Below are 24,347 nucleotides of genomic sequence, written 5' to 3' on the forward strand. Positions count from 1 at the left end.
ATGCAGGTCTCGACGCTCTGCGTCGCAAGAGGACGCAGAGCGTCCGGAACGGCATGCGACGCGGAGCGCCGCACGATAGTTGCGATTATCGTTCCTACGCTCCAGCGTGGGAATGCAGTTCTCGACGCTCTGCGTCGCAAGAGGACGCAGAGCGTCCGGAACGGCATGCGACGCGGAGCGCCGCACGATAGTTGCGATTATCGTTCCCTACGCTCCAGCGTGGGAATGCAGGTCTCGACGCTCTGCGTCGCAAAAAGGGCGCGAAGCGTCAGGAATGGAGTACCTCATACTTTATTGTGATTGAGCACTGCTGCCGCAAACCATGACCGCAATGGATAGCCTGACACTCAGGCCATTCGTCACGACCCGCCACAATCTGCGACAATCCGCACCTGCCATTTGAAAAAAGACCCTGCGCGCCTGATGACCGACGAATCGCCCTCTATCGACCAACTTCTGAAAAACCTCGACCAAGCGATGATCAGCGAACGTCATCGTCTGCGCCGTCAGTTGCACGACCTGCGCAAAAAGCCCGACGAGGCGAAGCTGGCGCAGTGGGTAGCGCGGGTGCAGGCGTCCTGTGCGCAGGTCACGGCGCGGCGTGAAAGTGTGCCGGCGATTCGTTATGACGATAACCTGCCCATCGCGGCCAAGCGTGACGAGATCAAGGAGGCGCTGCTCAAGCACCAGGTGCTGATCATTGCCGGCGAGACTGGCTCCGGGAAGACCACCCAGTTGCCGAAGATCTGCCTGGAAATCGGTCGCGGTCAGCACGGTCTGATCGGTCATACCCAGCCACGTCGGATCGCCGCTCGCAGCGTGGCCAGCCGGGTTGCCGAGGAGATCGGCACACCGTTGGGCGCACTGGTCGGCTATCAGGTGCGTTTCGAGGATCAGAGCGACAGCAATACCCTGATCAAGCTGATGACCGACGGTATTCTGCTGGCCGAAACCCAGCATGATCGCTTTCTTGAGCGCTACGACACGATCATCGTCGACGAAGCCCACGAACGCAGCCTGAACATCGATTTCCTGCTGGGTTACCTGAAAACCCTGCTGCCGCGTCGTCCGGACCTGAAAGTCATCATCACCTCCGCGACCATCGACCTGCAGCGCTTTTCCGAGCATTTCAACGATGCGCCGGTGATCGAAGTGTCCGGGCGTACCTTCCCCGTGGACGTCTGGTATCGCCCGCTGACCAGCGAGCAGGACGAAGACGGCAACAGCGTTGAAGAGGACCTGACCGTCGATCAGGCGATTCTGGCCACGCTGGACGAACTGGCGGCCTTCGAGCGCAGCGAGCGCAAGAGCCCAGGCGATGTGCTGGTGTTCCTGCCCGGCGAGCGCGAGATCCGCGATGCCGCCGAAGTGCTGCGCAAGGCGCAGCTCAGGCATACCGAGATTCTGCCGCTTTACGCGCGCCTCTCGCCGGCCGAGCAGCAGCGTATCTTTCAGTCGCACCCCGGTCGTCGCGTCGTACTGGCCACCAACGTCGCTGAAACCTCGCTGACCGTGCCAGGCATCCGTTACGTGATCGACACCGGTACGGCGCGCATCAGTCGCTACAGCTATCGCGCCAAGGTCCAGCGCCTGCCGATCGAGGCGGTGTCGCAGGCCAGCGCCAACCAGCGCAAAGGCCGTTGTGGACGGGTCGAACCCGGCCTGTGCGTGCGTCTGTACAGCGAAGAGGATTTCAACGGTCGGCCGGAATTCACCGACCCCGAGATCCTGCGCACCAACCTGGCTGCGGTCATCCTGCAGATGCTGCACCTGCGCCTGGGCGAGATCACCGACTTCCCGTTCATCGAACCGCCGGACGGCAAGGCGATCAGCGACGGTTTCAACCTGTTGCAGGAGCTCTCGGCGGTCAACCGTGAGAATCAGCTGACCCCGCTGGGCCGTCAACTGGCGCGTCTGCCGGTGGACCCGCGTATGGGCCGCATGCTGCTGGAAGCAGCGAAGCAGGGCAGCCTGCAGGAAGTGCTGATCGTCGCCAGCGCCATGTCGGTACAGGACGTGCGCGAGCGCCCGCCCGAGCGTCAGCAGGCCGCGGATCAGGCCCACGCGCAATGGAAGGACGCCGACTCGGACTTCGCCGGGATGGTCAATCTATGGCGCGGCTTCGAAGAGCAGCGCCAGACCCTGACCGCCAGCCCGCTGCGTAACTGGTGCCGGCGCAATTTCCTGAATTACCTGCGCCTGCGGGAATGGCGCGATTCCCATCGGCAATTGAGTCTGATCTGTCGCGACCTGCAACTGACGGTCAACAAGGAGCCGGCCGATTACCCGAAATTCCACAAGGCCATTCTTTCCGGTCTGCTGAGTCAGATCGGGCAAAAGACCGACGAGGGCGATTACCTCGGCGCACGGCAGCGGCGCTTCTGGATTCATCCGTCCTCCGGATTGGGCAAGAAGCGTCCACAGTGGCTGATGACCGCCGAACTGGTGGAAACCACCAAGCTGTACGCGCGCATGGTCGCCAAGATCGACTCGGACTGGATCGAGCCGCTGGCCGGCCACCTGATCAAGACAAATCATTTCGAGCCGCATTGGGAGAAGAAGCGCGGGCAGGTTGTGGCGTTCGAACAGATCACGCTGTTCGGCCTGATCGTGGTGGGCCGTCGCCCTGTGCATTTCGGCCCCATCGACCCGGTGGTTTCGCGCGAGCTGTTCATTCGTGAAGGCCTGGTGCGTGGCGATATCCTGTCGCGGGCCAAGTGCCTGAGCGCCAATACCCGCTTGCTGGAGCAGCTCGACGAGCTGGAAGCCAAGGCTCGACGCCGCGATATTCTGGCTGACGAAGACACCTTGTACAGCTTCTATGAAGCACGCATCCCGGCCGAGATTCATCAGACGGCCACCTTCGACAGCTGGTACAAGACCGAAAGCCAGAAGAATCCGCAGCTGCTGATCATGCGCGAAGAGGACGTGCTGGCTCGCGAGGCCAGCGAAGTCACCGCCGCGCAATACCCGGATACCTTGCGTCTGGGCGACCTGAGCCTGTCGCTGAGCTACCACTTCGAACCCAACCACCCGCGTGACGGCGTGACCTTGCGCGTTCCCGCGCCATTGTTGCTGTCGCTGCCTGCCGAGCGTCTCGAGTGGCTGGTGCCGGGGTTGCTCGAGACCAAATGCATCGCGCTGGTCCGCAACCTGCCCAAGGCGGTACGCAAGAATTTCGTGCCGGTCCCGGATTTCATCAAGGCGGCGTTGCAGCGCATTACTTTCGGCGAGGGCTCGTTGCCTCAGGCGCTGGGTCGTGAACTGCTGCGCATGACCGGCGTACGGGTCAGCGACGAAGCCTGGACCGAGGCGGCACAGCAGCTTGAAGGCCACCTGAAGATGAACCTGGAAATCGTCGATGGCAGCGGCAAGTTTCTTGGTGAGGGACGTGATCTGGCCGAGCTGACGGCGCGCTTTGCCGAGGCGAGCCAGGCCGCGCTGGCCGTGCCGCAAACCGCAAAAAGCCAGCAGCCGGTGCAGGCCAAGGCCTTCGCAGCGGTGGCGCAGAAAACCCAGCAGAATATCGCCGGGCTGTCGATGACGGTCTATCCGGCGCTGGTCGAAGAGGGCGGCGCGGTCAAGGAAGGCCGGTTCTCGACTCAGGCCGAGGCCGAATACCAGCATCGCCGCGCCTTGCAGCGTTTACTGTTGCAGCAGTTGGCCGAACCCGCCAAGTTTCTGCGCAACAAATTGCCGGGGCAGACCGAGCTGGCCTTGCTGCATCGCGAACTGGGGCGCATCGATGCGTTGATCGAAGACATTCTGCTGGCCAGCCTCGACAGTTGCGTGCTGGAAGGTGAAACCGAGTTACCGCGCGACGGTGCCGGCCTGCTGTCACTGGCTGAGCGCAAGCGCGCCGACTGGACCGAGCATGCCGAGCGGCTCGCGAAGCTGACGCTGGAAATCCTCAAGCTGTGGCACGGTCTGCAAAAGCGCTTCAAAGGCAAGATCGACCTGTCCCAAGCGGTGGCGCTCAACGATATCAAGGCGCAACTGAGCAAGCTGGTGTACCCCGGATTCGTCCGCGAGACCCCGGCGGTATGGCTCAAGGAGCTGCCGCGTTACCTGAAGGCTATCGAGATGCGCCTGGAAAAACTCCCGGCTCAGGTGCAGAAGGACAGGGTATGGAGCATCGAGCTGGCAGGTCTGTGGACGCAATATCAGACACGCGCCGACAAGCATGCTCAAGAGGGCAAGCGCGACCCGGAGCTGGCGCTGTACCGCTGGTGGATGGAGGAATACCGCGTCTCGCTGTTCGCCCAGCAACTGGGCACCAAAATGCCGGTGTCGGACAAACGGTTGAGCAAGCAGTGGAGTCAGGTGGAGAGCTGATCCACTGCTTCCTGTCACCCAGTAAAAGGCGTCTATCGTGCCTATATTCATTGGCCCGATAGCGCCAAAACCGGGCTCTGTGGCACACTCCGCGCCTGTCTTCACCGTGTCATGAAATGCTGCTCCCTGTTACGGGCAGCTTTTACAGTCGCACTGGTACGTTGGTCCCAAAAACAGTGGGCCTTCAATTGCCGTGCCTGAGCAGGTCATTACCTGCAACTCAATAAGAGAGGAACGACCGTGCACAACGTCGTCATCAGCGGCACAGGCCTGTTTACCCCGGCCAACAGCATCTCCAACGAAGAGCTGGTGCAGTCTTTCAATGCCTATGTTGCACAGTTCAACAACGATAACGCCGCCGCTATCGAACGTGGCGACGTGCAGGCGCTGAGTGAATCCAGCGCCGCTTTCATCGAAAAGGCTTCGGGTATCAAAAGCCGTTTCGTCATGGACAAGGAAGGCATTCTCGATCCGCAGCGCATGAAGCCCAACCTGCCGGAGCGCAGCAATGACGAATGGTCGATCCTCTGTGAGATGGGTGTAGCTGCCGCCAGACAGGCGCTGCAACGCGCGGGCAAAACCGCTGCCGATATCGACGGTGTAATCGTTGCCTGCTCCAACCTGCAGCGGGCCTACCCGGCGATCTCCATCGAGATTCAACAAGCGCTGGGTGTCGCCGGTTACGGCTTCGACATGAACGTGGCCTGTTCCTCGGCCACCTTCGGCATTCAGGCAGCCTGCAACAGTGTGCAACTCGGTCAGGCCCGCGCCTTGCTGGTGATCAGCCCGGAAATCTGCACCGCACACCTTAATTTCCGTGACCGTGATAGCCACTTCATCTTTGGTGACGGCGCCACTGCCGTGGTGGTCGAGCGCGCCGACCTGGCAACCTCGCCTTACCAGTTCGATATCGTCAGCACCCGCCTGCTGACCCAGTTCTCCAACAACATCCGCAACAATTTCGGTTTCCTCAACCGTACCTCGGAGGAGGGTCAGAATGCGCCGGACAAGCTGTTCGTGCAGGAAGGCCGCAAGGTGTTTCGCGAGGTGTGCCCAATGGTCGCCGAGCTGGTCGCTGCGCATTTGCAGGATAACGGCATCAACATCACTGACGTCAAACGCTTCTGGCTGCATCAGGCCAACCTGAGCATGAACCATCTGATCGTCAAGAAGCTGCTGGGCCGCGACGCTACGGTCGAAGAGGCGCCGGTGATTCTCGACACCTACGGCAATACCAGCTCGGCGGGTTCGGTGATTGCGTTTCACACCTATCAGGATGACTTGCCGCAAGGCGCGCTGGCGGTACTCAGCTCGTTTGGCGCCGGTTATTCGATCGGCAGCGTGATTCTGCGCAAGCGCTGATCGCGTTCGACGGGTAGCGCTCCGGAGGCGGGCGTTACCTGTCATATCCCGTTATGTCATGTGCAGGCCCTTGGGTCTTTATCGTATTGGCTATTCACAAAGCCATTAGCGGTATCGACCATGTTCACCCTCCGTTACAACCCCTTTGAAACCATAGAAGCGTCCATTGCGCACGCCTCTGTAACGCCTCGAGCGCAGGACGCGGCGCCGTTCGAAGCGGAGCACGCCAACACCGAATTCATCAGGCTCAAATTGCCAGACTGGTATGTGGGTGCGTCCACGGCACTGCGCCAGGCACTGCACGCCAGCCAGCAAAGTGCACGGCGTTACGCGCAGGCGCTGGAGCCGGTGCGCAACCGCCTGTTATCGCCACAGCAATTTGCAGCGCCCTTGCTGTCGAAAGCGTTTGTCGAACGTTTCCAGCTCGACCTGGACGTTGAAGCCTTTCAACTGATGACCTGGCGCTACGACAGCGCCTGGAACCCCGCCCCGCTCGAGCAGACCTTGCTCCAGGCGGCCCTGCAGAACTTCGCTCCGAGCAACAGAAGCCGCTTCAATCCCTACTCGGCAATCCTGCGGACAGGTGGCCTGCGCTACTGGCTGATCGACAGCGCCCAGCGCCGCTACAAGGTGGAATACCGGGACCGTCAGGCGATCGATCTTGAGCAGTTCGCTGATTTTTGCCATGAGCTGGATCTGGGCCGTCAGTATCAGACTCACCTAGACAGCGTGTTCAAGCCGCCAGGCCCGGCTGCGCGAGCGGTTGCCAGCGCGTTCATGGACAGCGAGCGTGCCGCCGTCGAGGTGCTTGCGCATATTGCCGTGATGAAAGGCGATATCACTGAAGCGGCGTACCAGACCCTGCTGGATATGGTGAAGTCCGTTGACCAGCCCCGCTGGGATGGCAAGGGCGTGCGCTATTGCCAGTTGCACGTGCTCGACACCTACACGTTTTCAGGCTCGCTGTTACAGGGTGCCTTGCTGATACAACAGGACGGCGCCAGGCCCGATGACAGTCCTTGTCTGGTCTACCTGCCTTCCGAGCCCTCGCATCCGATCAGGCAGTTCGAGTCATTGCGGGCCTTCAACGCCTGGCTGGTGACGGCGTTGGGCAGCGAACACTATCGACGCTACTTCAGCCGGTTCGTCAGCCTTGGCCAGGCTCCGGCATTTTTTACCAAACTGGACGCACGGCTGTATCCCGCCGGGGACCACAAGCTGGACCCCGACGCCGACCTGGTCGTGCAGGCACAGCCGTTTTCGAAACCGCCATTCGAACTGCTGTACGACCATTTGCTGGCCAAAACCTATGATGACTCAAAGGCTATCGCGGTGCCTTCCGCGCAAGTGGACCAGCAGGCTCATGATTCACTGATCGAAAGCCTTGAAAACAATGGCATGAACCTGCTCAACGTGGCCGGGTTCTTTGTGCCGGTGCTGGGTGAAATCATGTCAGTGGTCGCCCTCTATCAGCTCGCCAGCGAAGCGTTCGTGGCTTACGAGGACTGGCAGCACGATGAAGTCGAAGACGCCATGCAGCATGTCTACAACATCGGCGAAAACGTTGCACAGATGTTGCTGGTAGGCGGCGTGGTGGGCGCGGTGAACGGGTTGCAACCCTCGATGTTCATCGAAAGCCTGGTGCAACGACGTGTCGACGGGGCCGTACGTCTCGGCAAGCCGAGCATCGACGCCTATGCGCATACGGTTTCGTTGCCCGACAACCTGAGCAGCAACGCCCTTGGACTTTATGAGCACGATGGCAGGACCTGGCTGCCACTGGACGGCAAGCTGTATCGCGTCGAGTCCGATGCCTCCGGCGCCAACTGGCGCATCAGGCATCCGCTGAATGAGCGTTCTTACGCGCCGAAGCTCAAGCACAATGGGGACGGTGCCTGGCGCCATGAATGGGAAAACCCTATGGGTTGGGACGAGGTAACGGCTTTCAGACGCCTCAACCCGACCTGTCATGCACTCCCGGAAGAGGACATTCAGAAAGTCCTGCGCATTACCGGCACCCACGAGGCGTTGCTGCGCCAGATACATGTCGAGAACCTCCAGCCTCCGGCCTTGCTGAAGGACGCCATTCAGCGCGTTGAAACAGAACGGCAACTGCACGTCTGCATCGGCGCTCTTCAGGCCGCCGATGTGTCTGAGGTCCATGTTTCTCATCTTGAGCCGTGGCTGAAACTGCTGGTGTCGTCACCGCGCTGGCATGAGCCCCGCGGCCTGTTGCTCATCGACGCCCAAGGGGCGCTGCTGGAATCCTGGAACGTGGGATCGCAGATGACGCTGTCGTCCCATGTCACAGGGCCGACCGGGCACCTCAGTCAAGTGCTCGGCCAGTTGCTGGAAGGTCTGCCCGCCGATGAAGTCACTCGTTTGACCGGGAGCGACAGTGCCGACAAGGCCGTTCAACTGCGCGGTTTCAAACGCTATCTGGCCGATTGCGCCCAGACGCACGTGGGGCGCCTGCTGGATGACGTGCAGGCGCTCAAAGGTCGCAGCGACGACCCGCATGTTCAACTGATACAGCGCGACTTCGGCAGCTTGCCGAGCAGCGTGGCGCTCGAACTCATCGGCATGGCCAGCGACGCGGACAAAGCGCGGATGACCATGGAAGAACGCATTCCTCTGACACTTGCCGAGCATGCCCGCGAGTATCAGCAGCAACTGCGGATAAACCGCGCCAACGAAGGCTTCTATCGGGCAGTAACCGACAATCTGGACACCCAGGCGGCGGGGATGGGCATGCTGCAGTACGTGCCAGGCTGGCGAGGTGATGTTTCCATCGATCTGCTGAAAGATTCGCTGGAGGGCGACGAAATCGCCAGTCTCGACAGCGATCAGGCCTCAGTGCACCGGCTGCTGGTCAGCACCGAAGCGGGCGTTCAGTGCTTCGATCCTTCAGGTGAGCCGCTCGGTGAAGTCGATCAGCAATTTTTCAGGGCGTTGTTGCTGGCGCTTCCCGAACAGATACGCCTCGACATTCAGCTGCCTGCTGGCGCGGATGAGCAGCAACTGCGCAGTCTGTTGCGCAATACGGCAGTCGAACGGCGTGAGCGCATGGCTGCCATTTTGCAATTGCAGCCGATCAAACCGGGTATCAAGTGGCCGCAACGCTTGCCTCATGGCCGTATTGGCTACCCCCTGAGTGGACGCTTGCGGGGTTTCTTTCGTCGCTTGGGCATTGGCGCGTCCAGGCACTCGCCGGAGCTTGCGGTAAGAAGTCTGTACCCGGGTTTTTCCGATGCAGAAGTGTCCGACTTCCTGAGCACGCTGCGCGCCGAACACACCGGACCGGCGAGGGAGTTGTCGACTTTCGTCCGGCAAAGACTGAGCAGCCTCGCCGATGAATTGCGAACGCTTCAAGTTACCCTGGACAACTGGGTCGCGGAAACGCCCTTTTCTTCGTTGCGCAGACCGAGGGAGGTCGCCGCGACGCGCATTCGCGACTGCTGGAAACGCTTGAGCTTTCAGTGCCGAAACTTTCAGGGTGACTTTTTAGGGTATGCGCTCGATCTGGATAACTTGCGTATCGGAGAACTCCCGGATATCACGGCTAACTTCGACCATGTGGCGGTGCTGAAAGCCCGCACCATGCAGCTTACCGATCCACAAGCGAATGCATTACTGAAAAACTTCAACAGACTGCGTTCGCTGAGCCTGGACTTCAATGATCTGCGATCCTTGCCGACCTCGATAGGGCAAATGCCTCAGCTTGCAGAGCTGTCCATCAGCCACAACCCGCTGATCTGGACAGAGTCCGCCAACGCGGCGTTGCAGAACCTGAACCGGTTGGAGATTCTGGACCTCAACTTTTGCTCGCTCGGCGAGGACGTCCCCATCCACGCATTGAACTCATTGCGCCTACTGTTTTTGCGTGGCACGGGCATTCGAACATTGCCGGCATGGAACTGGGTGCGGTCCGAGCTGATTCGGATTGATGTGCGTGACAATCGCATCTCGGAAATATCCATCGATGAACTCGATAACATCGAGCGCTCCCTCAGTTCCTCGCGCCTGCACCTGCATCTGAGCGGCAATCCGTTGAATTCACCCACGCTGGAACGCATCAGGCTGTTTCGCGAGGGCAGGCTGCGCCCGCGGTGGGGTGTCAGCCAGAGTCACAATCCGGTCGAGGCCGGACCTGGCAGTGCGCCGTGGCTTGCAGGTCTGAATCGTGAGCAGGTGAATACCCGCATAAGGCTGTGGCAAGACCTGCGCGCCTGTGCCGGATCCACGGATTTTTTTCAGATGCTGAGCGATCTGACGCAATCGGCCGACTTCTCAAGTAACCGCGATGAGCTGATTGCGCGAGTCTGGTCGATGATCGAATCGGCGTCGGTCAACGCCGAGCTGCGTGCCCAGCTCTTCGATGTTGCCGCGCACCCGCAGACGTGTGGTGATGGACTGGCAATGGTGTTTGGCGATATGGAAGTGCGCGTCCAGATATTCTCGATCATGTCATCCACGACGGCGGCCGCGCAGCCACGCAAGCTGTTCAGGATGACCCGCAGTCTGGACCGTCTGGACCAGGTGGAGAAAATTGCCCTGCGCGATATAGCGTTTCGTCAGGCGAGCGGCGAAACGGTCGATGAGGCCGAAGTACGCCTGGCCTACCGCGTCGGTCTGCAGGCGCGGCTTGAGCTGCCGGGCCAGCCGCGAAACATGTGGTTCCGCGCTATTGCCAAGGTGAGCGAAGCGGATTTGCAGGCGGCTTACAACGAAATCATCGATCGCGAAGCCACCCCTGAGTTTTTCCAGTCGATGATTGCCCGGGAATTCTGGATGAGTTATCTGGAAATTCGTTACGCCCCCGAGTTCGAGCCGGTCAAGCAGCCTTTCAATCAGCGCCTGGTGGCCCTGGATGAGTTGCCGCCTGATCAGCGATCCGATCAGCAGTACCTCGAGCAGATTGGCCTGATCTCTCGTCAGCGTGAGCAGGCGATCAACGAGTTCGCGATCACTCTTTCCAGGCAGATTGCCCAGGCGGTGAACATGACGGCTCAATAAGGGATATTCTTCACCCTGTCTGCCTATCGGGGAACCTGCATGCCTGTTCACGTAATCGACAGCCTCGGCACCGTCGCGCCTGCCCAGTGGGATGCGCTGGTGCCTGGCAATCAGCCATTCCTGCGGCATGCGTTTCTCAGCTCGCTGGAGGACAGCGGCAGCCTCGGGCCACGATCGGGCTGGCGTGCCGAGCACGTGCTGCACTACGAAAACGATCAGTTGGTGGCGGCGTTGCCGGCTTACCGAAAGTGGCATTCGTATGGCGAGTACGTGTTCGATCACGCCTGGGCAGACGCCTGCCGTCGCGCCGGCATCGCCTATTACCCCAAGCTGCTGATCGCCGTGCCTTTCAGCCCGGTCGGCGGTTCGCGGATTTTGTCGGCGACGCCTCAGGGCGGTATCGAGTTGCTCAGCGAGCTGCCTGCCTATCTGCAGAGTGAAGGGTTGTCGAGCGCCCACGTGAACTTCACCGATCCGGCGGCCGATGCCTTGCTTGAAACGCAACCGGGCTGGCTGGAGCGCTTTGGCTGCCAGTTTCACTGGCACAATCGCGGCTACCGGGACTTTCAGGACTTCCTTGATGCATTGAGTTCGCGCAAGCGCAAACAGATGCGCAAGGAACGTGAGCAGGTGGCCGGGCAGGGCATCGAGTTTGAATGGCTCGAAGGCGCGCAGATGAGCGAAGTGCTGTGGGACTTCGTGTATGCGTGCTACTCCAATACCTACGAGGTGCGCGGGCAGGCGCCTTACCTGACGCGTGAGTTCTTCAGCCTGCTGGCTGAGCGCATGCCTGAATCGATCCGTGTGGTCATCGCGCTGCAGGGCTCACGGCCGGTGGCGATGGCCTTCAGCCTGATCGGCGACGACAGTTTCTATGGGCGCTACTGGGGCTGTCTGGCCGAGTTTGACCGGCTGCATTTCGAAACCTGTTTCTATCAGGGTATGGACTACGCCATCGCGCACGACCTGCAACGCTTCGACGCCGGCGCGCAGGGCGAACACAAACTGATCCGCGGCTTCGAACCGCAGATCACCCGTTCGTGGCACTACCTGATGCACCCAGGCCTGAAAGACGCGGTCAGCGAGTTTCTGGAGCAGGAGCGAGTCGGCGTACTGGCCTATGCCGAGGAAGCGCGCAGCGCGCTGCCGTATCGGCAGGTGGAGTAACCGGCCAGAAGACATTCAGCGACTGCACTGGCCCCTTCGCGAGCAAGCTCGCTCCCACAGGTGCGGCGCACACATGACCACAGCAGACGTTCAGCGACTGCACTGGCCCCTTCGCGAGCAAGCTCGCTCCCACAAGTGCGGCGTACACATGACCGACTGGTGGATCCTACAAGTGCTGCGTCGCTGCCGCTGAAGATGTTGTGGCCTCTGAAGATCCTGTGGGAGCGAGCTTGCTCGCGAAGAGGCCAGCAAACTCCCCCTATCAATCCACGCCTACAAACCCACCCGTTTGATGCTGCCACAACCGCGCATACAGCCCGCCATGCGCCAGCAGTTCGCTGTGCGTGCCTGTTTCAGCGATCTGGCCTTTCTCCAGAACCACTAGGCGATCCATGCGTACGATCGTGAGCAAGCTTGCTCCCACAAGTGCTGCGTCGCTGCCGCTGAAGATGTTGTGGCCTCTGAAGATCCTGTGGGAGCGAGCTTGCTCGCGAAGAGGCCAGCAGCCTCCCCCTATCAATCCACGCCTACAAACCCACCCGTTTGATGCTGCCACAACCGCGCATACAGCCCGCCATGCGCCAGCAGTTCGCTGTGCGTGCCGGTTTCGGCGATCTGGCCTTTCTCCAGAACCACCAGGCGATCCATGCGTGCGATCGTCGACAGGCGGTGCGCGATGGCGATCACCGTTTTGCCCTGCATCAACGTCTCCAGGCTTTCCTGAATCGCTGCTTCGACTTCCGAGTCGAGTGCCGAGGTGGCTTCGTCCATGATCAGGATCGGTGCGTCCTTGAGCAGCACGCGGGTGATCGCGATACGCTGGCGTTGACCGCCGGACAGCTTGACGCCGCGTTCACCGACATGAGCATCGAAGCCGGTACGACCTTCGGAGTCCGACAGCAGCGGGATAAACTCGTCAGCACGAGCCTTGCGGATCGACTCCCAGAGCTGTTCGCCGGTTGCGTGCGGATTGCCATACAACAGGTTCTCGCGAATCGAGCGGTGCAGCAGCGAGGTGTCCTGGGTAATCATGCCGATCTGCGCCCGCAGGCTTTCCTGGGTGATTTCGGAAATATCCTGGCCGTCGATAAGGATTCTCCCGCCTTGCACGTCGTACATGCGCAGAAGCAGGTTCACCAGCGTCGACTTGCCCGCGCCGGAAGGCCCAATCAGACCGATCTTCTCACCCGGTTTGATGTCCAGGTTGAGGTTGTGAATGATCCCGTTGCCATTGCCGTAATGGAAATCGACGCCGTCGAACCTGACACCGCCGTTTTCGATCTTCAGCGGCAGGGCGCCGGGTTTGTCATTGACCGTGACGGGCTGCGAGATACTTTCCAGGCCGTCCTGCACGGTGCCGATGTTCTCGAAGATGCCGTTGACCACCCACATGATCCAGCCGGACATGTTGACGATGCGGATGACCAGACCGGTGGCCAGTGCAATCGCCCCCACCGAGATCATCGACTGAGTCCACAACCACAGGGCCAGGCCGGTCGTCGTGACGATCAGTATGCCGTTCATGGTGGTGATGGTGGTGTCCATCGACGTGACCACTCGGCCAGCCAGCTGACTTTTTTCGGTGTGATCGCGCATCGCTTCGCGAGCGTACTGCTGCTCGTGGTTGGTGTGGGCGAACAGCTTGAGCGTGGTGATGTTGGTATAGCCGTCGACGATGCGGCCCATCAGTCGTGAGCGCGCATCGGACGAATCCACCGAGCGCTGCTTGACCCTCGGCACGAAGTACATCAGCGAGAGGATGAACGCCGCGATCCAGGTACCCAGCGGGATCATCAGGCGCCAGTCGGCCTCAGCGAACAGCACCATCGCGCTGATCGCGTAGATCAGCACATGCCACAGCGCATCCACCGACTGTACGGCCGAGTCGCGCAATGAGTTGCCGGTCTGCATGATGCGCTGAGCGATACGCCCGGCGAAGTCGTTCTGGAAGAAGTTGACGCTCTGCTTGAGCACGTAACTGTGGTTCTGCCAGCGAATCAGGTTGGTCATGCCGGGGCTGATCGTCTGGTGTACCAGCAGGTCATGCAGGCCGACGAAAATCGGCCGCAGCAGCAGGGCCACGACGACCATCCAGATCAGCTCGGAACCATGAATGCTGAAGAAGTTCTCCGGCGGCGTGGTTTGCGCCAGATCGATGATGCGGCTCAGGTAACTGAACAGCGACACTTCGATCAGCGCACCGATCAGCCCGACCACCAGCAGCGCGGTAAACGTCGGCCACACCTGACGCAGGTAGTAGAGATAAAACGCGAAGACAGTATTGGGCGGGGCAGCGGTAGGAGCGTCTTTGAAGATATCGATCAGTTTTTCGAAACGACGATAAAGCATTGGCTATCACACCCACGCGACGTGGGTTCTCCTTGATAAGTGGAGGCTCTCCCGTCCGGACCGCACGAAGCCCGAAGGCTCCATGCGGTGCAGGTTTCCCGATCAGTTGACGCGTTTGGCGGACTTGATCAGGATCGGGTCGATTGGCACGTTTTGCATGCCTTTCTGAGTAGTGGTGCGGGCGTTGACGATGTTGTCGACGACGTCCATACCTTTGACGACTTTACCGAACACCGCGTAACCGAAGTCGCGCGCGCCGTTGTCGAGCATGGCATTGTCGTTGGTGTTGATGAAGAATTGACTGGTGGCCGAGTTCACGTCCGAAGTACGCGCCATGGCAATGGTGCCGCGGACGTTATGCAAACCGTTCTGGGCTTCGTTCTTGATCGGATCCTTGGTCTGCTTCTGAACCAGTTGCTGGGTGAAGCCACCGCCCTGCACCATGAAACCCGGAATCACCCGGTGAAAGATGGTGTTGGTGTAGAAGCCGCTGTCGACATAGCCCAGAAAGTTCTGGGTGCTGATCGGCGCCTTGGTGTCTGCAAGTTCGATTTCAATCTGGCCGAAGCTGGTGTCGAGTACCACGTGCGTGGCTTTATCCGGAGCAGCCATCAGGTTGGCGGCGAACAGCACGGAGCAGGCGGCGAGAGCGATTTTTTTCAGCATGTGGCAACACGTCCTTCATTAAGAGATATCGACTGTGACCGGCAAGGTAACCACGTTTGGCTTTTTTTGCCCAGCGTATTGGCGGGTTTGCAGCACTTCAGACGATCAGGCTGCACGTCCATGGACCGCACAGGATTTTCAGACTGCGTTGCTGGCGATGAATTCCAGCCGCGTGCGATTGACGTGCTGCATACAGTGAAGAGCGCCAAGTGCCTGCGCCGGTCAGGCATTTTGCGGCGTGCCGAGTGCAGCGGTGAGCGGGGTCGTGTCAAAGCTGCGGATCAGATCGATCAGAATCTGCGTGGCCGGGCCCAGCGGTCGGTCCTTGCTGGAGTAAAGATAGAAGGTCGGGTTGCGGCTGCCACCCTTGTCCAGGCGCAGGGGCTTGAGCAGGCCTTCGCGCAGTTCACGCTCGATCATGTGCCGAGGCAGCCAGGCGAAGCCCAGGCCGTTGCTGACGAAGGTCGCAGCGGTGCCCAGGCTGCCGACGGTCCAGCGCTGTTCCGCGCCCAGCCAGCCGAAGTCCCTGGGTTGCTGCCTGCCGGAATCACGGATGACGACCTGCAACTGGCTTTCCAGGTCCTGAAAGGTCAGCTCGCGATTGGCCTGATGCAGGGCGTGGTCCGGGTGAGCGACGGCGACGAACTCGACCGAGCTCATCTCGGTGCCCAGATGCCCGGCAATGCTGTAGCCGCTGATGGCCAGGTCCGCGACGCCTTCGAGCAAGACCTCCTCGACGCCGGAGAGCACTTCCTCACGCAGTCGCACCCGGCAGCCACGGCTCTGCGGCATGAACGCAGTCAGCGCCCTGACCAGACGCGCCGAAGGGTACGCCGCGTCGATCACCAGGCGCACTTCCGCTTCCCAGCCCTGCTCCATATGGTGGGCGAGGTCTTCCAGTTGGCTGGCCTGTTTGACCAGTTGCCGCGAGCGGCGCAGCAGTACGCCGCCGGCTTCGGTCAGCACCGCCTTGCGCCCGTCGATACGCAACAACGGCACGCCGAGCTGTTCCTGCATGCGCGCCACGGTGTAACTCACCGATGATTGCGAGCGATGCAACGCTTCGGCGGCCTGAGCAAAACCACCGTGATCGACCACGGCCTGCAATGTGCGCCACTGGTCGAGAGTCACGCGGGGCGCTTTCATGCTGTAATTCCTCTTAAAGTACGGGCTTATTGTTCTACTCTGACAATCCCGACTCGGAGATTGCCGAATGAATCGACTGTGTTGTGCGCTGCTGGTCATGTTGCCGTTGACAGCCCTGGCGTACCCCATCGAGGTGGAAAAACAGTACCAGGGCGTGAAGATCGATTATGTTGCCCACGACGTCTATCACGATACCGGGTCAATCACCGTCAACAACTACGGTGAAGTAGACGCCAAATGTTCGGTGGTGTTCATCAACGGGCCGGAGGCACCGCGCACCCGACATGTGCAGGTCGGCGCAGGCAAGAGTCTCGACGTTTCATCCCGATTCAATCGCAGCATCATAAAGTTGCGAATCAGGCTCAGCTGTCAGCCCGCCTGAGAGTAGAGCGCTCTTATGGATAAGACAAATTTATGGGGGGAGCACAGAGGCTTCGCGTTTTTGTGCAACGCGTTGGTGTAGGACCGGGGTTGCGGGGGATGGTACTCACCCCGGTCGCTCTTGCTGATGTTCTGAGGGTGAAGCCCCGTTTCCAGGGCTTTTTATGAGTTATATGCTTTGGGACGATCAGACAATGATGTCGGCGGCCTGCAGCGTTTGCACGCCGGTGAGCTGGATTTCGAAGTCCGCGCCGACGTTGTCATCGATATTGCCGTACAGCACACCGTCGGCAAAACGCAGTTCACCGCTGTTGTTGGCGCTGAACGCCGCGTTGCCGATGAATACGAACGCATCGTGGCCATCGGTCAGCGGTCGGGCATCGAAGCCGGAGAAGTCCAGCTTGTCGCCTTCGACTGTCTTGAAGCCATTGATGATGTCGCGCAGTCCGCCCAGGCCCGTATCGGTAATGCTGTTGAACACGTAGTGGTCCGCGCCGGTGCCGCCGATCAGCGTATCAGCGCCTGACCCGCCGATCAGCACGTCATCACCCGCACCGCCGGACAAGGTGTCATTGCCATCGCCGCCGCTCAGGGTGTTGGCGTTCTTGTTGCCGGTCAGCGTGTCGGCAAACTGGCTGCCGATCAGGTTTTCAGTGAATTTCAGTGTGTCCAGGCCCGAACCCCCGGTGGCTTGCTGGGCGCTGGTGTTCAACGCAACGGTGACGCCGGCGGTGGCGAACAGATACGACACGGTGTCATTGCCGTCGCGGCCGTCCATGACGTTGTCGCCAGCGCCCGCGTAAATCAGGTTGTCCAGGGCATTGCCGGTGGCGTTGGCGGCCCCGGTACTGTTGATGACGATGTTTTCCACATTGGCCCCCAGCGTGTAGCTGGCCAGCGAGCTGTACACCGTATCCACGCCACCCACCTGTGCATCGGCATTGGTTTCGACCACCCTGTCGGCGGCATCGTCGACGTAATAACTGTCCGATCCATCGCCGCCGGTCAGCATGTCGGCACCTGCAGCACCGTCAAGAATGTTGTTGCTGGCATTGCCGATGATGACGTTCTTCACGGCGTTGCCGGTGCCGTTGATGGCAGACACGCCGGTAAGCACCAGGTTTTCCAGGTTGGCGCCCAGCGTCCAGCTGACAGACGACACCACGGTGTCGACCTGCGAGGGCGAGTCGTTGCTTTCGGTGACGGTATCGAAAGCGTTGTCGACGACATAGATGTCGTTGCCATCGCCGCCGCTCATGTCATCCGCGCCCTGGTCGCCGTCCAGCACGTCATTGCCGGAACTGCCGACCAGTGTGTCGTCGTCACTGGTGCCGAAGATGTGGCCACCTTCGTTCTGGCCACTCTCGAAAATGGCCGCCGGGTCGTTGTTGTCAGCGGCGTTGCCGTGGAAACCCAGGTCATCGGCGATGAAATCGGCCAGGCGCTGGCCGACGATCTCGGCGGACTCTTCATGCAAGTGCCAGACGTCATCGGGGTAAACCAGCGGGTTGACCTCGTAACGCAGCGGCAGGTCGGTGTAGTCAACCGCCAGCTTGACGTCGGCGCGCTCAGTGGCAATGGCTTCCTGAACGCTTCTGACGTACCCGGTACCCTCGACAATGGCGTTGATCTTTTCATCGGTGTAGCCGCGGGCCTTTGCCGCGTCGGTCTGGTAGTGCCCGGTTTCGGCGATGTATACGGTGAAATCGCCGATCTGCGCATGCAAGTAGTCGAACACTTTCAGGGTCGAGGCCTTGTACAGCTCGGCTGCCGCCTGCTTGTCAGTGGCGCGGGCGATTTCCTGAGCGGCTTCTTCACCCTGACCCCAGATGATCCCGGTGGTCACTTTGTCGATGGCGGTCAGCGACGCCAGTTGCGACTTGAGCAACTCGGTGGCGCGCAACAGCGCAGGGCCCGGCTCATCGGTGTCGACCAGCCACCAGGAAACACGCTGTTCTTCCTGAGTGCCGGTCGAGTAGCCGACCACGGTGCTGCCGCCCACGGCGAGGTCGATGCCATCGCCGTTGGCGTCGGTGAACTGGCTGCGCACGTCGTAATCGGTGTAGCGGGTCAGGTCCTTGACCATTTCCGAGGTGCCGGACTGGTTATCGTCTTCGGTCATGCGCAGCAGGCGCGCATTGGACTGGCCCAGCGTCGGCAGATAGAGAATCTCCTGCGCCTCACGCTGGCCGAACACGAAGTCCGCATCGGTCAGGGTGTTAATCAGGTTGCCGCTCAGGGCGATTTCGAAGCGATTGCCGTCGGCATCCGCCGTAGCGGACTTGATGTAAGTCTTGTCGCCCGTTTCGTTGAGGGTCATGTACAGCGTGTGATCTTCGCCGTTGCCCAGCCCCAGAAAGCCGAGGGCGGAGACGTCTATCTTGTCCTGACCGGGGGTGAAGTCATAGATCGTGTCGGTGGCGGTCAGCCCGCCAGCGTCGTAATCGCGGTAGCTGTCGGTCAGGGCGCTGTAGACGAACGTGTCGGCATCGGCTCCTCCGTACAGGGCGTCACGTCCTGCGCCACCGTTGATGATGTCGGCGCCGGTATCGCCGCGCAGCGTGTCGTCACCGCCCAGGCCCAGAATCGTGTCGTTGCCTTCGGTGCCATACAGCGCCTCGGCGTTCTCGGTGCCGGTGAGGGTCCCCGGCGTGACGTTGCCCACATTGATGGCAAAACTGTCGGCCACCGACGCGCCGGTGGCGTCGCTTGCGGTCAGCAACACCGAGTAAAGCCCCGATGCCGTGCCACCCGGCGTGCCGCTGAAGGTCAGGGTCTTGCTGTCGAACTTCAACCAGTCGGGCAGGGCGCTGTTATCGGCCAGGGTCGCGCTGTAGGTCAGCGTGTTGCTGTCCGGGTCGCTGAAGCTACCGGGTTGCACAGCGTAGGAGAACGCCTTCAGCTCGGTGATGTTCTGGTCCATCAGCGGCGTATTGAGCACTGGTGCCTGATTGGCGGCTGCTGCGGTGGAGAAGATGAAGTTGGACGCGCTCAGTTTGTCGGCCAGATTGCCTTGCAAGGCGATCTCGAAGCGATTGCCTGTGCTGTCGACCGCATCGGTCTTGATGTAGGTCTTGCTGCCGTCGGCATTGACGGACAGGTAAATGGTGTTGGCGCTGCCATCGCCCAGGCCGCGCAGGCCGATGCTGGACAGGTCGATGCGGTCTTCGGCCGGGTTGAAGTCGGTGATCGTGTCGCTCTGCTTGGTGCCGCTGGCGGTGTAATTGCGATAGCTGTCCAGACGCGAGTTGTAGATGAACAGGTCCGCGCCCGCGCCACCGGTCAGGGTGTCGGCATCGGCTCCGCCAGTGATCGTGTCGGCGCCCGCGCCGCCATCGATACGGTCCGTACCGGCGTTGCCGTTGATCACGTCATTGCCGTCGGTGCCGGTCAGGGTATCGCCGCCCGCCGTGCCTTCCACCACATGCTGGAAGATGAAATGACTGGCATTGAGCGTGTCTTTCAGGTTGCCGCTCAGGCCCAGTTCGAAGCGGTTACCGCTGGCATCGGCGTCGAGTGATTTGACGTAGGTGCGGTCCAGCGTGGCGTTGTAGCTGATGTTCAGCGTACCGCCCTTGCCGCTGCCCAGCCCGGTGAAGCCCAGGTTGCTCAGGTCGATGCGGTCCTGGCTGATATCGAAGTCGGTGACCAGATCGGTGGAACTGGTGGTGGCCGTGCGGTAGCTGTCGGTCAACTGATCGAAGCGAAAGGTGTCGGCACCCGCGCCACCGGTGAGCTTGTCGGCTCCGGCACCACCAATCAGGATGTCGTCACCCGCACCGCCGTTCAAGGTGTCCTTGCCCGCCAGACCGAAGATCTGCTCGTGGGCCGCGCCACCGGTGATGACGTCGTTGGCCTCGGTGCCATTGACGGTCACCAGCGGGAACGCATCACCTGCGAAGCTGCCGTCGCCATACACCAGGGTCAGCCCCTTGCTGGTGTGGCTGATGGTGTTGCCGACGATGCTGTTGCGGTCGGTGCCGTCTTCGTTGCGTTCGGCGACGCCGTAGGTGGAGTTGTCACTGCCGGTGATCGTGTTGCCACGGATCAGGTTGTCGCTGCCGCTGAAGAACTTGCCGGACACGCCCGTGGTGTCGTCGTAGGACTGAATGATGATTTCCGGAACCGCTGAACCCAGCGCGTTGTTGCTCAGGGTGTTATCGAAGATATCCACCCCGGAACTGCCGTAAATGCGTACGCCAGCGTTGCCGTTGTCGTGGATGTCCACGCCGCTGACCGAGACCTGGCTGGACAGCTTGATCAGTACGCCTTCTGCTGCGTTGCCATACACCGCGCCGCCGGTGATGGTGATGTTGGCGGGCGAGGGGATGTTCTCGCTGCCGCGCTGCACCACGATGCCGGTGCTGCCATTGCCATAGGCAACGTTGTTGCTCAGGGTGAAGTCGTGGGTGCTGGTGACCACGTTGAAGCCGTGACGATCGTTGTCGTACGCAACGTTGTTTTCAAACACGCTGTCGCTCAGGTAATCGGCCACGAAGCCGTCCAGGCCGTTGCCATGCGACACGCTGTTCTTGATCACCATGTTGACGGTCTGCTCGTGCGGGTCGAAGCCGTAGCCCGAGCAATCCTTGATCTCGACGCTGTCGAGAGTGACGTTCGAATCCTTGCCGTCAGAGCCTGGAATGTAACCGTTGAACCAGCCGTCCACCTTGCCGGTGGTGGCGTCCCGGTTACCGTCCAGCGTCAGGTTCTTCATGCCGAAGTCGTGGGTTTCTTCGCCATAGGCCGAGCGCACGATGCCGGTGATCTTGGTGTCCGAGCCATCCGCAAGCTTGATGACCGTCTCGCCCATGCCTGCACCCGACAGGGTGACGTTGCTCTTGAGCATCAGGCAGCCATCAGAAGGCTCTTCGCCACCGGACACGATGTATGTGCCGGCCCCCATGACCACTTCCCCGCCGCCTGCAGCCGCCGCCGCATCGATTGCGGCCTGAATGGCAGCTGTATCGTCAGTGATGCCGTCGCCCACTGCTCCGAAGTCTTTTGTGTTGAATATCATGGTGTTACTCCAGGCGACGACGAATGTGGATGAAATGAGTCAATATTGCAGCGTCGAGATGATAAGACCTTTTTCTGTGGAAAAGTTGCCGATATAGGCTATATTTTCGTCGAAACCGACGACATGTACGTCAATAATGCGACTGTCATATTTGTGACGGGTAACGCGGAGCGCGGCGACGGGTTGGCGTCAAAAATTGGCGGCCGTCGAGTGGACAGTGAGTGACGCAACCGCTATGGTCGCGCCCTTCAAAAATGGGGGCGGGCATGGGTTATCTACTTTTCGTCACACTGATTCAGGCGTTTTCATTCAGCCTGATCGGTGTCTATCTGGCCGGGCACGTCGACAGTTATTTCGCGGTGCTGGTCCGCGTGGTGCTGGCGGGTCTGGTATTCATTCCGCTGACCCGCTGGCGCCAGGTCGAACCCCGCTTCATGCGCAGCATGCTGCTGATCGGCGCGCTGCAATTCGGCGTGACCTATGTCTGCCTGTACCTGAGTTTCAGGGTGCTGACGGTGCCGGAAGTGCTGCTGTTTACCATCCTCACGCCGCTGCACGTGACGTTGATCGAAGATGCTCTGAACCGGCGCTTCAACCCTTGGGCATTGCTGGCGGCGGTGGTCGCGGTGCTGGGCGCTGGCGTGATTCGTTACGATGGCTTGGACGGCGACTTCCTTGGCGGCTTCCTGCTGCTGCAACTGGCCAACTTCACCTACGCCGCCGGGCAGGTGCTGTACAAGCATCTGGTGGCGCGCTACCCGAGCGACCTGCCGCATTACCGACGCTTCGGCTACTTCTACCTCGGCGCACTGGCCGTGGTCCTGCCTGCGTTCCTGATATTCGGTAACCCGCAACACCTGCCCGAAGCGCCGACCCAATGGATCGTGCTGCTATTTCTCGGCCTGTGTTCGACGGCGCTGGGCATGTATTGGTGGAATAAAGGTGCGTGCATGGTCAACGGCGGCACCCTGGCGGTGATGAATAACCTGCATGTGCCGCTGGGGCTGTTGATCAATCTGCTGATCTGGAACCAGCATGAGGACTTCACCCGCCTGCTGATCGGCGGCGGAGTGATCGTGGCGTCGGTGTGGATCAGTCGCCTGGGCGTGCGGCGCGTGCCGGAGAGCGTTTCCGGCACACGTTGAGTCAGACGTGCTGGCCGCCGTTGACGTGAATCTCCGCACCGTTCACGTAGGACGCGCCAGCCGTGCACAGGAAGTAGATCAGCGAAGCGACTTCCTCGGGCTTGCCCAGCCGGTGCATCGGCACCAGCCGCTCGACAATCTCGGCGGTGCCGGGTGACAGAATCGACGTATCGATTTCACCCGGCGCAATGGCATTGACCCGTATCCCGTGCGGGCCGAAATCGAAGGCCATTTCCCGGGTCAGCGCCGACAGTGCCGCCTTGGACGTGGCGTAGGCGACGCCTGCAAACGGGTGGACCTTCGAGCCGGCGATCGAGGTGACATTGATGATGCTGCCCTTGGCTGCCTTCAACTCGTCAAACAAACCCCGACCCAGCAGCGCGGTAGAGAACAGATTGACGTTGAACACCTTGATCCAGGTGCTGTAATCCGACTCCAGCACACCCATGCGCCCGCCGTCTTCGGTCTTCGGTGAAACGCCGGCATTATTGACCAGCGCATCGAGCCGCCCGCCGAGCTTGTCCTTGATCGCCGCCATGCTCTCGCTGACGCTGTCGATGTTTTCCAGGTCCAGGTGAATGTGATTGAGCAGACCTTCAGCCCACGGGCAGTCAGCGACCCAGTTCTGCCGCGACGCGGTAAACACCTCCCAGCCAGCGGCATTGAAATGCTTGACCGTGGCATGACCGATACCCCGGCTTGCGCCAGTCAGCAAAAGCTTTTTCTTGTCGCTCATGAGTGCGTTCCGGTTTTTAGGGTGGATGCATCATGTTTTTTGGTGGGAAGGGTGTCAACGGGGTTCAGGCAGTACCGGTCAGGCGGCAGTGCGCATTGTGTTGATGTGCTTCAACACCCTGCGCCATAACGGCCGCTTCGGACGAGGAGCTGCCTCGGCCACCACATTCGGCATGTCGCGCAAGCGAACCCAGGTTTCGCTGCGCCAGTGCAGCACGCTCAGCGACGTGCCGGGCCATTGCAGTTGGCTCATTCTGGGGTTATCCAGCGTGACGTTCTGTTGATCATGCAAGGTCGTCAGCACCTCATGCGTCAGCCACTGACGCAGCGCGCGGTTCTCCGGCACGTAATGATGAACCAGCAACGCCAGCACGCCGGATTCACTGATCATCAGCTGCCGCTGGCATTCGCCATTGGCCTGCAACCAGACCTCGCGACGCTGATCGGCATCAAGCTTGAGCGTGGCACGCTCGTCCAGCGCCTTGCCCATCAGACGGGCGAGGTCTGCGAGGCAAAACCATGCTTGCGCGTCGGTAAAAATGGCGCGCAGCATGCGGCTGTGACGGAGGAAGAGGGTGGCTTCGAAATGGGGTGTTCGTGGCGTACAGGGGGTTACGTTGAACATGGGTGCAGCTCCTGGATATGAGACTGCCACAAGACGTCGTCAAACGAATGGGTGGCAGCTGTGCGAAGGTTGACGAACCGGTATCCAGGAAACCGGCAGACCCGAAGGTCTCCGACGCACAGCCGCCATAGCACGTGCCTCAAGTCTGGCTCGAAGCAGTGGGTGGGGCGCTGACACGCCTGGATAGAACGGATCGTCAAATCCGGCCGCTGATTTGGCAGCGAACGGCGGGGAGGTTAGCGTGGTGAGGGTAGGGTGGCAAGGGTGTGGGGTTGAAGCGTAGGAAACGGCATTTTTTTGAGTAGGCACGATGCGATTGTTGTATCTTTTTCGAACGGTGTCGCAGAAATCCAGTGGGTCAGTCGCGTAAAGTATGTCGCAATAGATGAAGTTGGCCTGA

12 protein-coding genes and 3 pseudogenes are annotated in these 24,347 nt (G+C 60.5%); 6 read left to right on the forward strand and 9 right to left on the reverse strand.

Going from position 1 to position 24,347, the window contains the following annotated elements; genetic code table 11:
• The first annotated feature begins 423 nt into the window (after window positions 1–423).
• The 4 genes from hrpA to LCH65_RS03820 all read left to right on the forward strand — a co-directional run bounded on the left by hrpA (window position 424) and on the right by LCH65_RS03820 (window position 11,880).
• Window positions 424–4,335, forward strand: coding sequence for an ATP-dependent RNA helicase HrpA (gene hrpA / locus LCH65_RS03805; protein ID WP_226439163.1), 3,912 nt, complete (start codon window positions 424–426; stop codon window positions 4,333–4,335).
• Between the two features lie 240 nt (window positions 4,336–4,575).
• Window positions 4,576–5,697, forward strand: a complete 1,122-nt coding sequence (locus tag LCH65_RS03810) for a beta-ketoacyl-ACP synthase III (protein ID WP_226439164.1) — start codon at window positions 4,576–4,578, stop codon at window positions 5,695–5,697.
• A gap of 120 nt (window positions 5,698–5,817) precedes the next feature.
• Entirely contained in the window at window positions 5,818–10,713 is a 4,896-nt protein-coding gene (locus LCH65_RS03815; RefSeq protein WP_226439165.1) for an NEL-type E3 ubiquitin ligase domain-containing protein, read from the forward strand.
• 39 nt (window positions 10,714–10,752) lie between these two features.
• Window positions 10,753–11,880: a GNAT family N-acetyltransferase gene (locus LCH65_RS03820; RefSeq protein ID WP_074804854.1), complete on the forward strand. Its 1,128-nt coding sequence runs from the start codon at window positions 10,753–10,755 to the stop codon at window positions 11,878–11,880.
• 262 nt (window positions 11,881–12,142) lie between these two features.
• On the opposite strand, the pseudogene LCH65_RS03825 reads toward LCH65_RS03820, so the two are convergent.
• The 4 genes and pseudogenes from LCH65_RS03825 to LCH65_RS03840 all read right to left on the reverse strand — a co-directional run.
• Window positions 12,143–12,292: pseudogene (locus LCH65_RS03825) on the reverse strand (hypothetical protein); the annotation flags it as partial.
• Window positions 12,293–12,396: 104 nt separating this feature from the next.
• Window positions 12,397–14,229: an ABC transporter ATP-binding protein gene (locus tag LCH65_RS03830; RefSeq protein ID WP_226439166.1), complete on the reverse strand. Its 1,833-nt coding sequence runs from the start codon at window positions 14,227–14,229 to the stop codon at window positions 12,397–12,399.
• 102 nt (window positions 14,230–14,331) lie between these two features.
• Entirely contained in the window at window positions 14,332–14,895 is a 564-nt protein-coding gene (locus tag LCH65_RS03835) for a peptidylprolyl isomerase A (protein ID WP_003363466.1), read from the reverse strand.
• Window positions 14,896–15,117: 222 nt separating this feature from the next.
• Window positions 15,118–16,041 carry a LysR family transcriptional regulator gene (locus LCH65_RS03840; protein WP_003363464.1) on the reverse strand — a complete coding sequence of 308 codons (924 nt, stop codon included), beginning with the start codon at window positions 16,039–16,041 and terminating at the stop codon, window positions 15,118–15,120.
• A 67-nt stretch (window positions 16,042–16,108) separates the two neighbouring features.
• Between LCH65_RS03840 and LCH65_RS03845 the strand changes: the two genes are divergently transcribed.
• On the forward strand, window positions 16,109–16,423 hold the full coding sequence (locus LCH65_RS03845) for a hypothetical protein (protein WP_003363462.1): 315 nt from the start codon (window positions 16,109–16,111) through the stop codon (window positions 16,421–16,423).
• Window positions 16,424–16,609: 186 nt separating this feature from the next.
• Here LCH65_RS03845 and LCH65_RS26305 read toward each other — a convergent pair whose 3' ends face one another.
• The 3 genes and pseudogenes from LCH65_RS26305 to LCH65_RS26190 all read right to left on the reverse strand — a co-directional run.
• Entirely contained in the window at window positions 16,610–20,182 is a 3,573-nt protein-coding gene (locus LCH65_RS26305) for a putative Ig domain-containing protein (RefSeq protein ID WP_308456416.1), read from the reverse strand.
• Window positions 20,183–20,192: 10 nt separating this feature from the next.
• Window positions 20,193–20,255: pseudogene (locus tag LCH65_RS26185) on the reverse strand (hypothetical protein); the annotation flags it as partial.
• Window positions 20,256–20,392: 137 nt separating this feature from the next.
• A pseudogene (locus tag LCH65_RS26190) lies at window positions 20,393–21,442 on the reverse strand (glycosyl hydrolase family 28-related protein); the annotation flags it as partial.
• A gap of 266 nt (window positions 21,443–21,708) precedes the next feature.
• Here LCH65_RS26190 and LCH65_RS03855 point away from each other — a divergent pair.
• Window positions 21,709–22,587 carry a carboxylate/amino acid/amine transporter gene (locus LCH65_RS03855; RefSeq protein ID WP_024693215.1) on the forward strand — a complete coding sequence of 293 codons (879 nt, stop codon included), beginning with the start codon at window positions 21,709–21,711 and terminating at the stop codon, window positions 22,585–22,587.
• 1 nt (window position 22,588) lies between these two features.
• Here LCH65_RS03855 and LCH65_RS03860 read toward each other — a convergent pair whose 3' ends face one another.
• Window positions 22,589–23,323, reverse strand: a complete 735-nt coding sequence (locus LCH65_RS03860; protein WP_003314465.1) for an SDR family oxidoreductase — start codon at window positions 23,321–23,323, stop codon at window positions 22,589–22,591.
• A gap of 78 nt (window positions 23,324–23,401) precedes the next feature.
• Complete coding sequence (locus tag LCH65_RS03865; RefSeq protein ID WP_226439168.1) at window positions 23,402–23,947, reverse strand: Bro-N domain-containing protein; 546 nt, start codon at window positions 23,945–23,947, stop codon at window positions 23,402–23,404.
• Between the last annotated feature and the right edge of the window lie 400 nt (window positions 23,948–24,347).

Origin of the sequence: Pseudomonas sp. MWU16-30316, assembly GCF_020515645.1 — a bacterium.
Lineage (GTDB): Bacteria > Pseudomonadota > Gammaproteobacteria > Pseudomonadales > Pseudomonadaceae > Aquipseudomonas > Aquipseudomonas cerasi.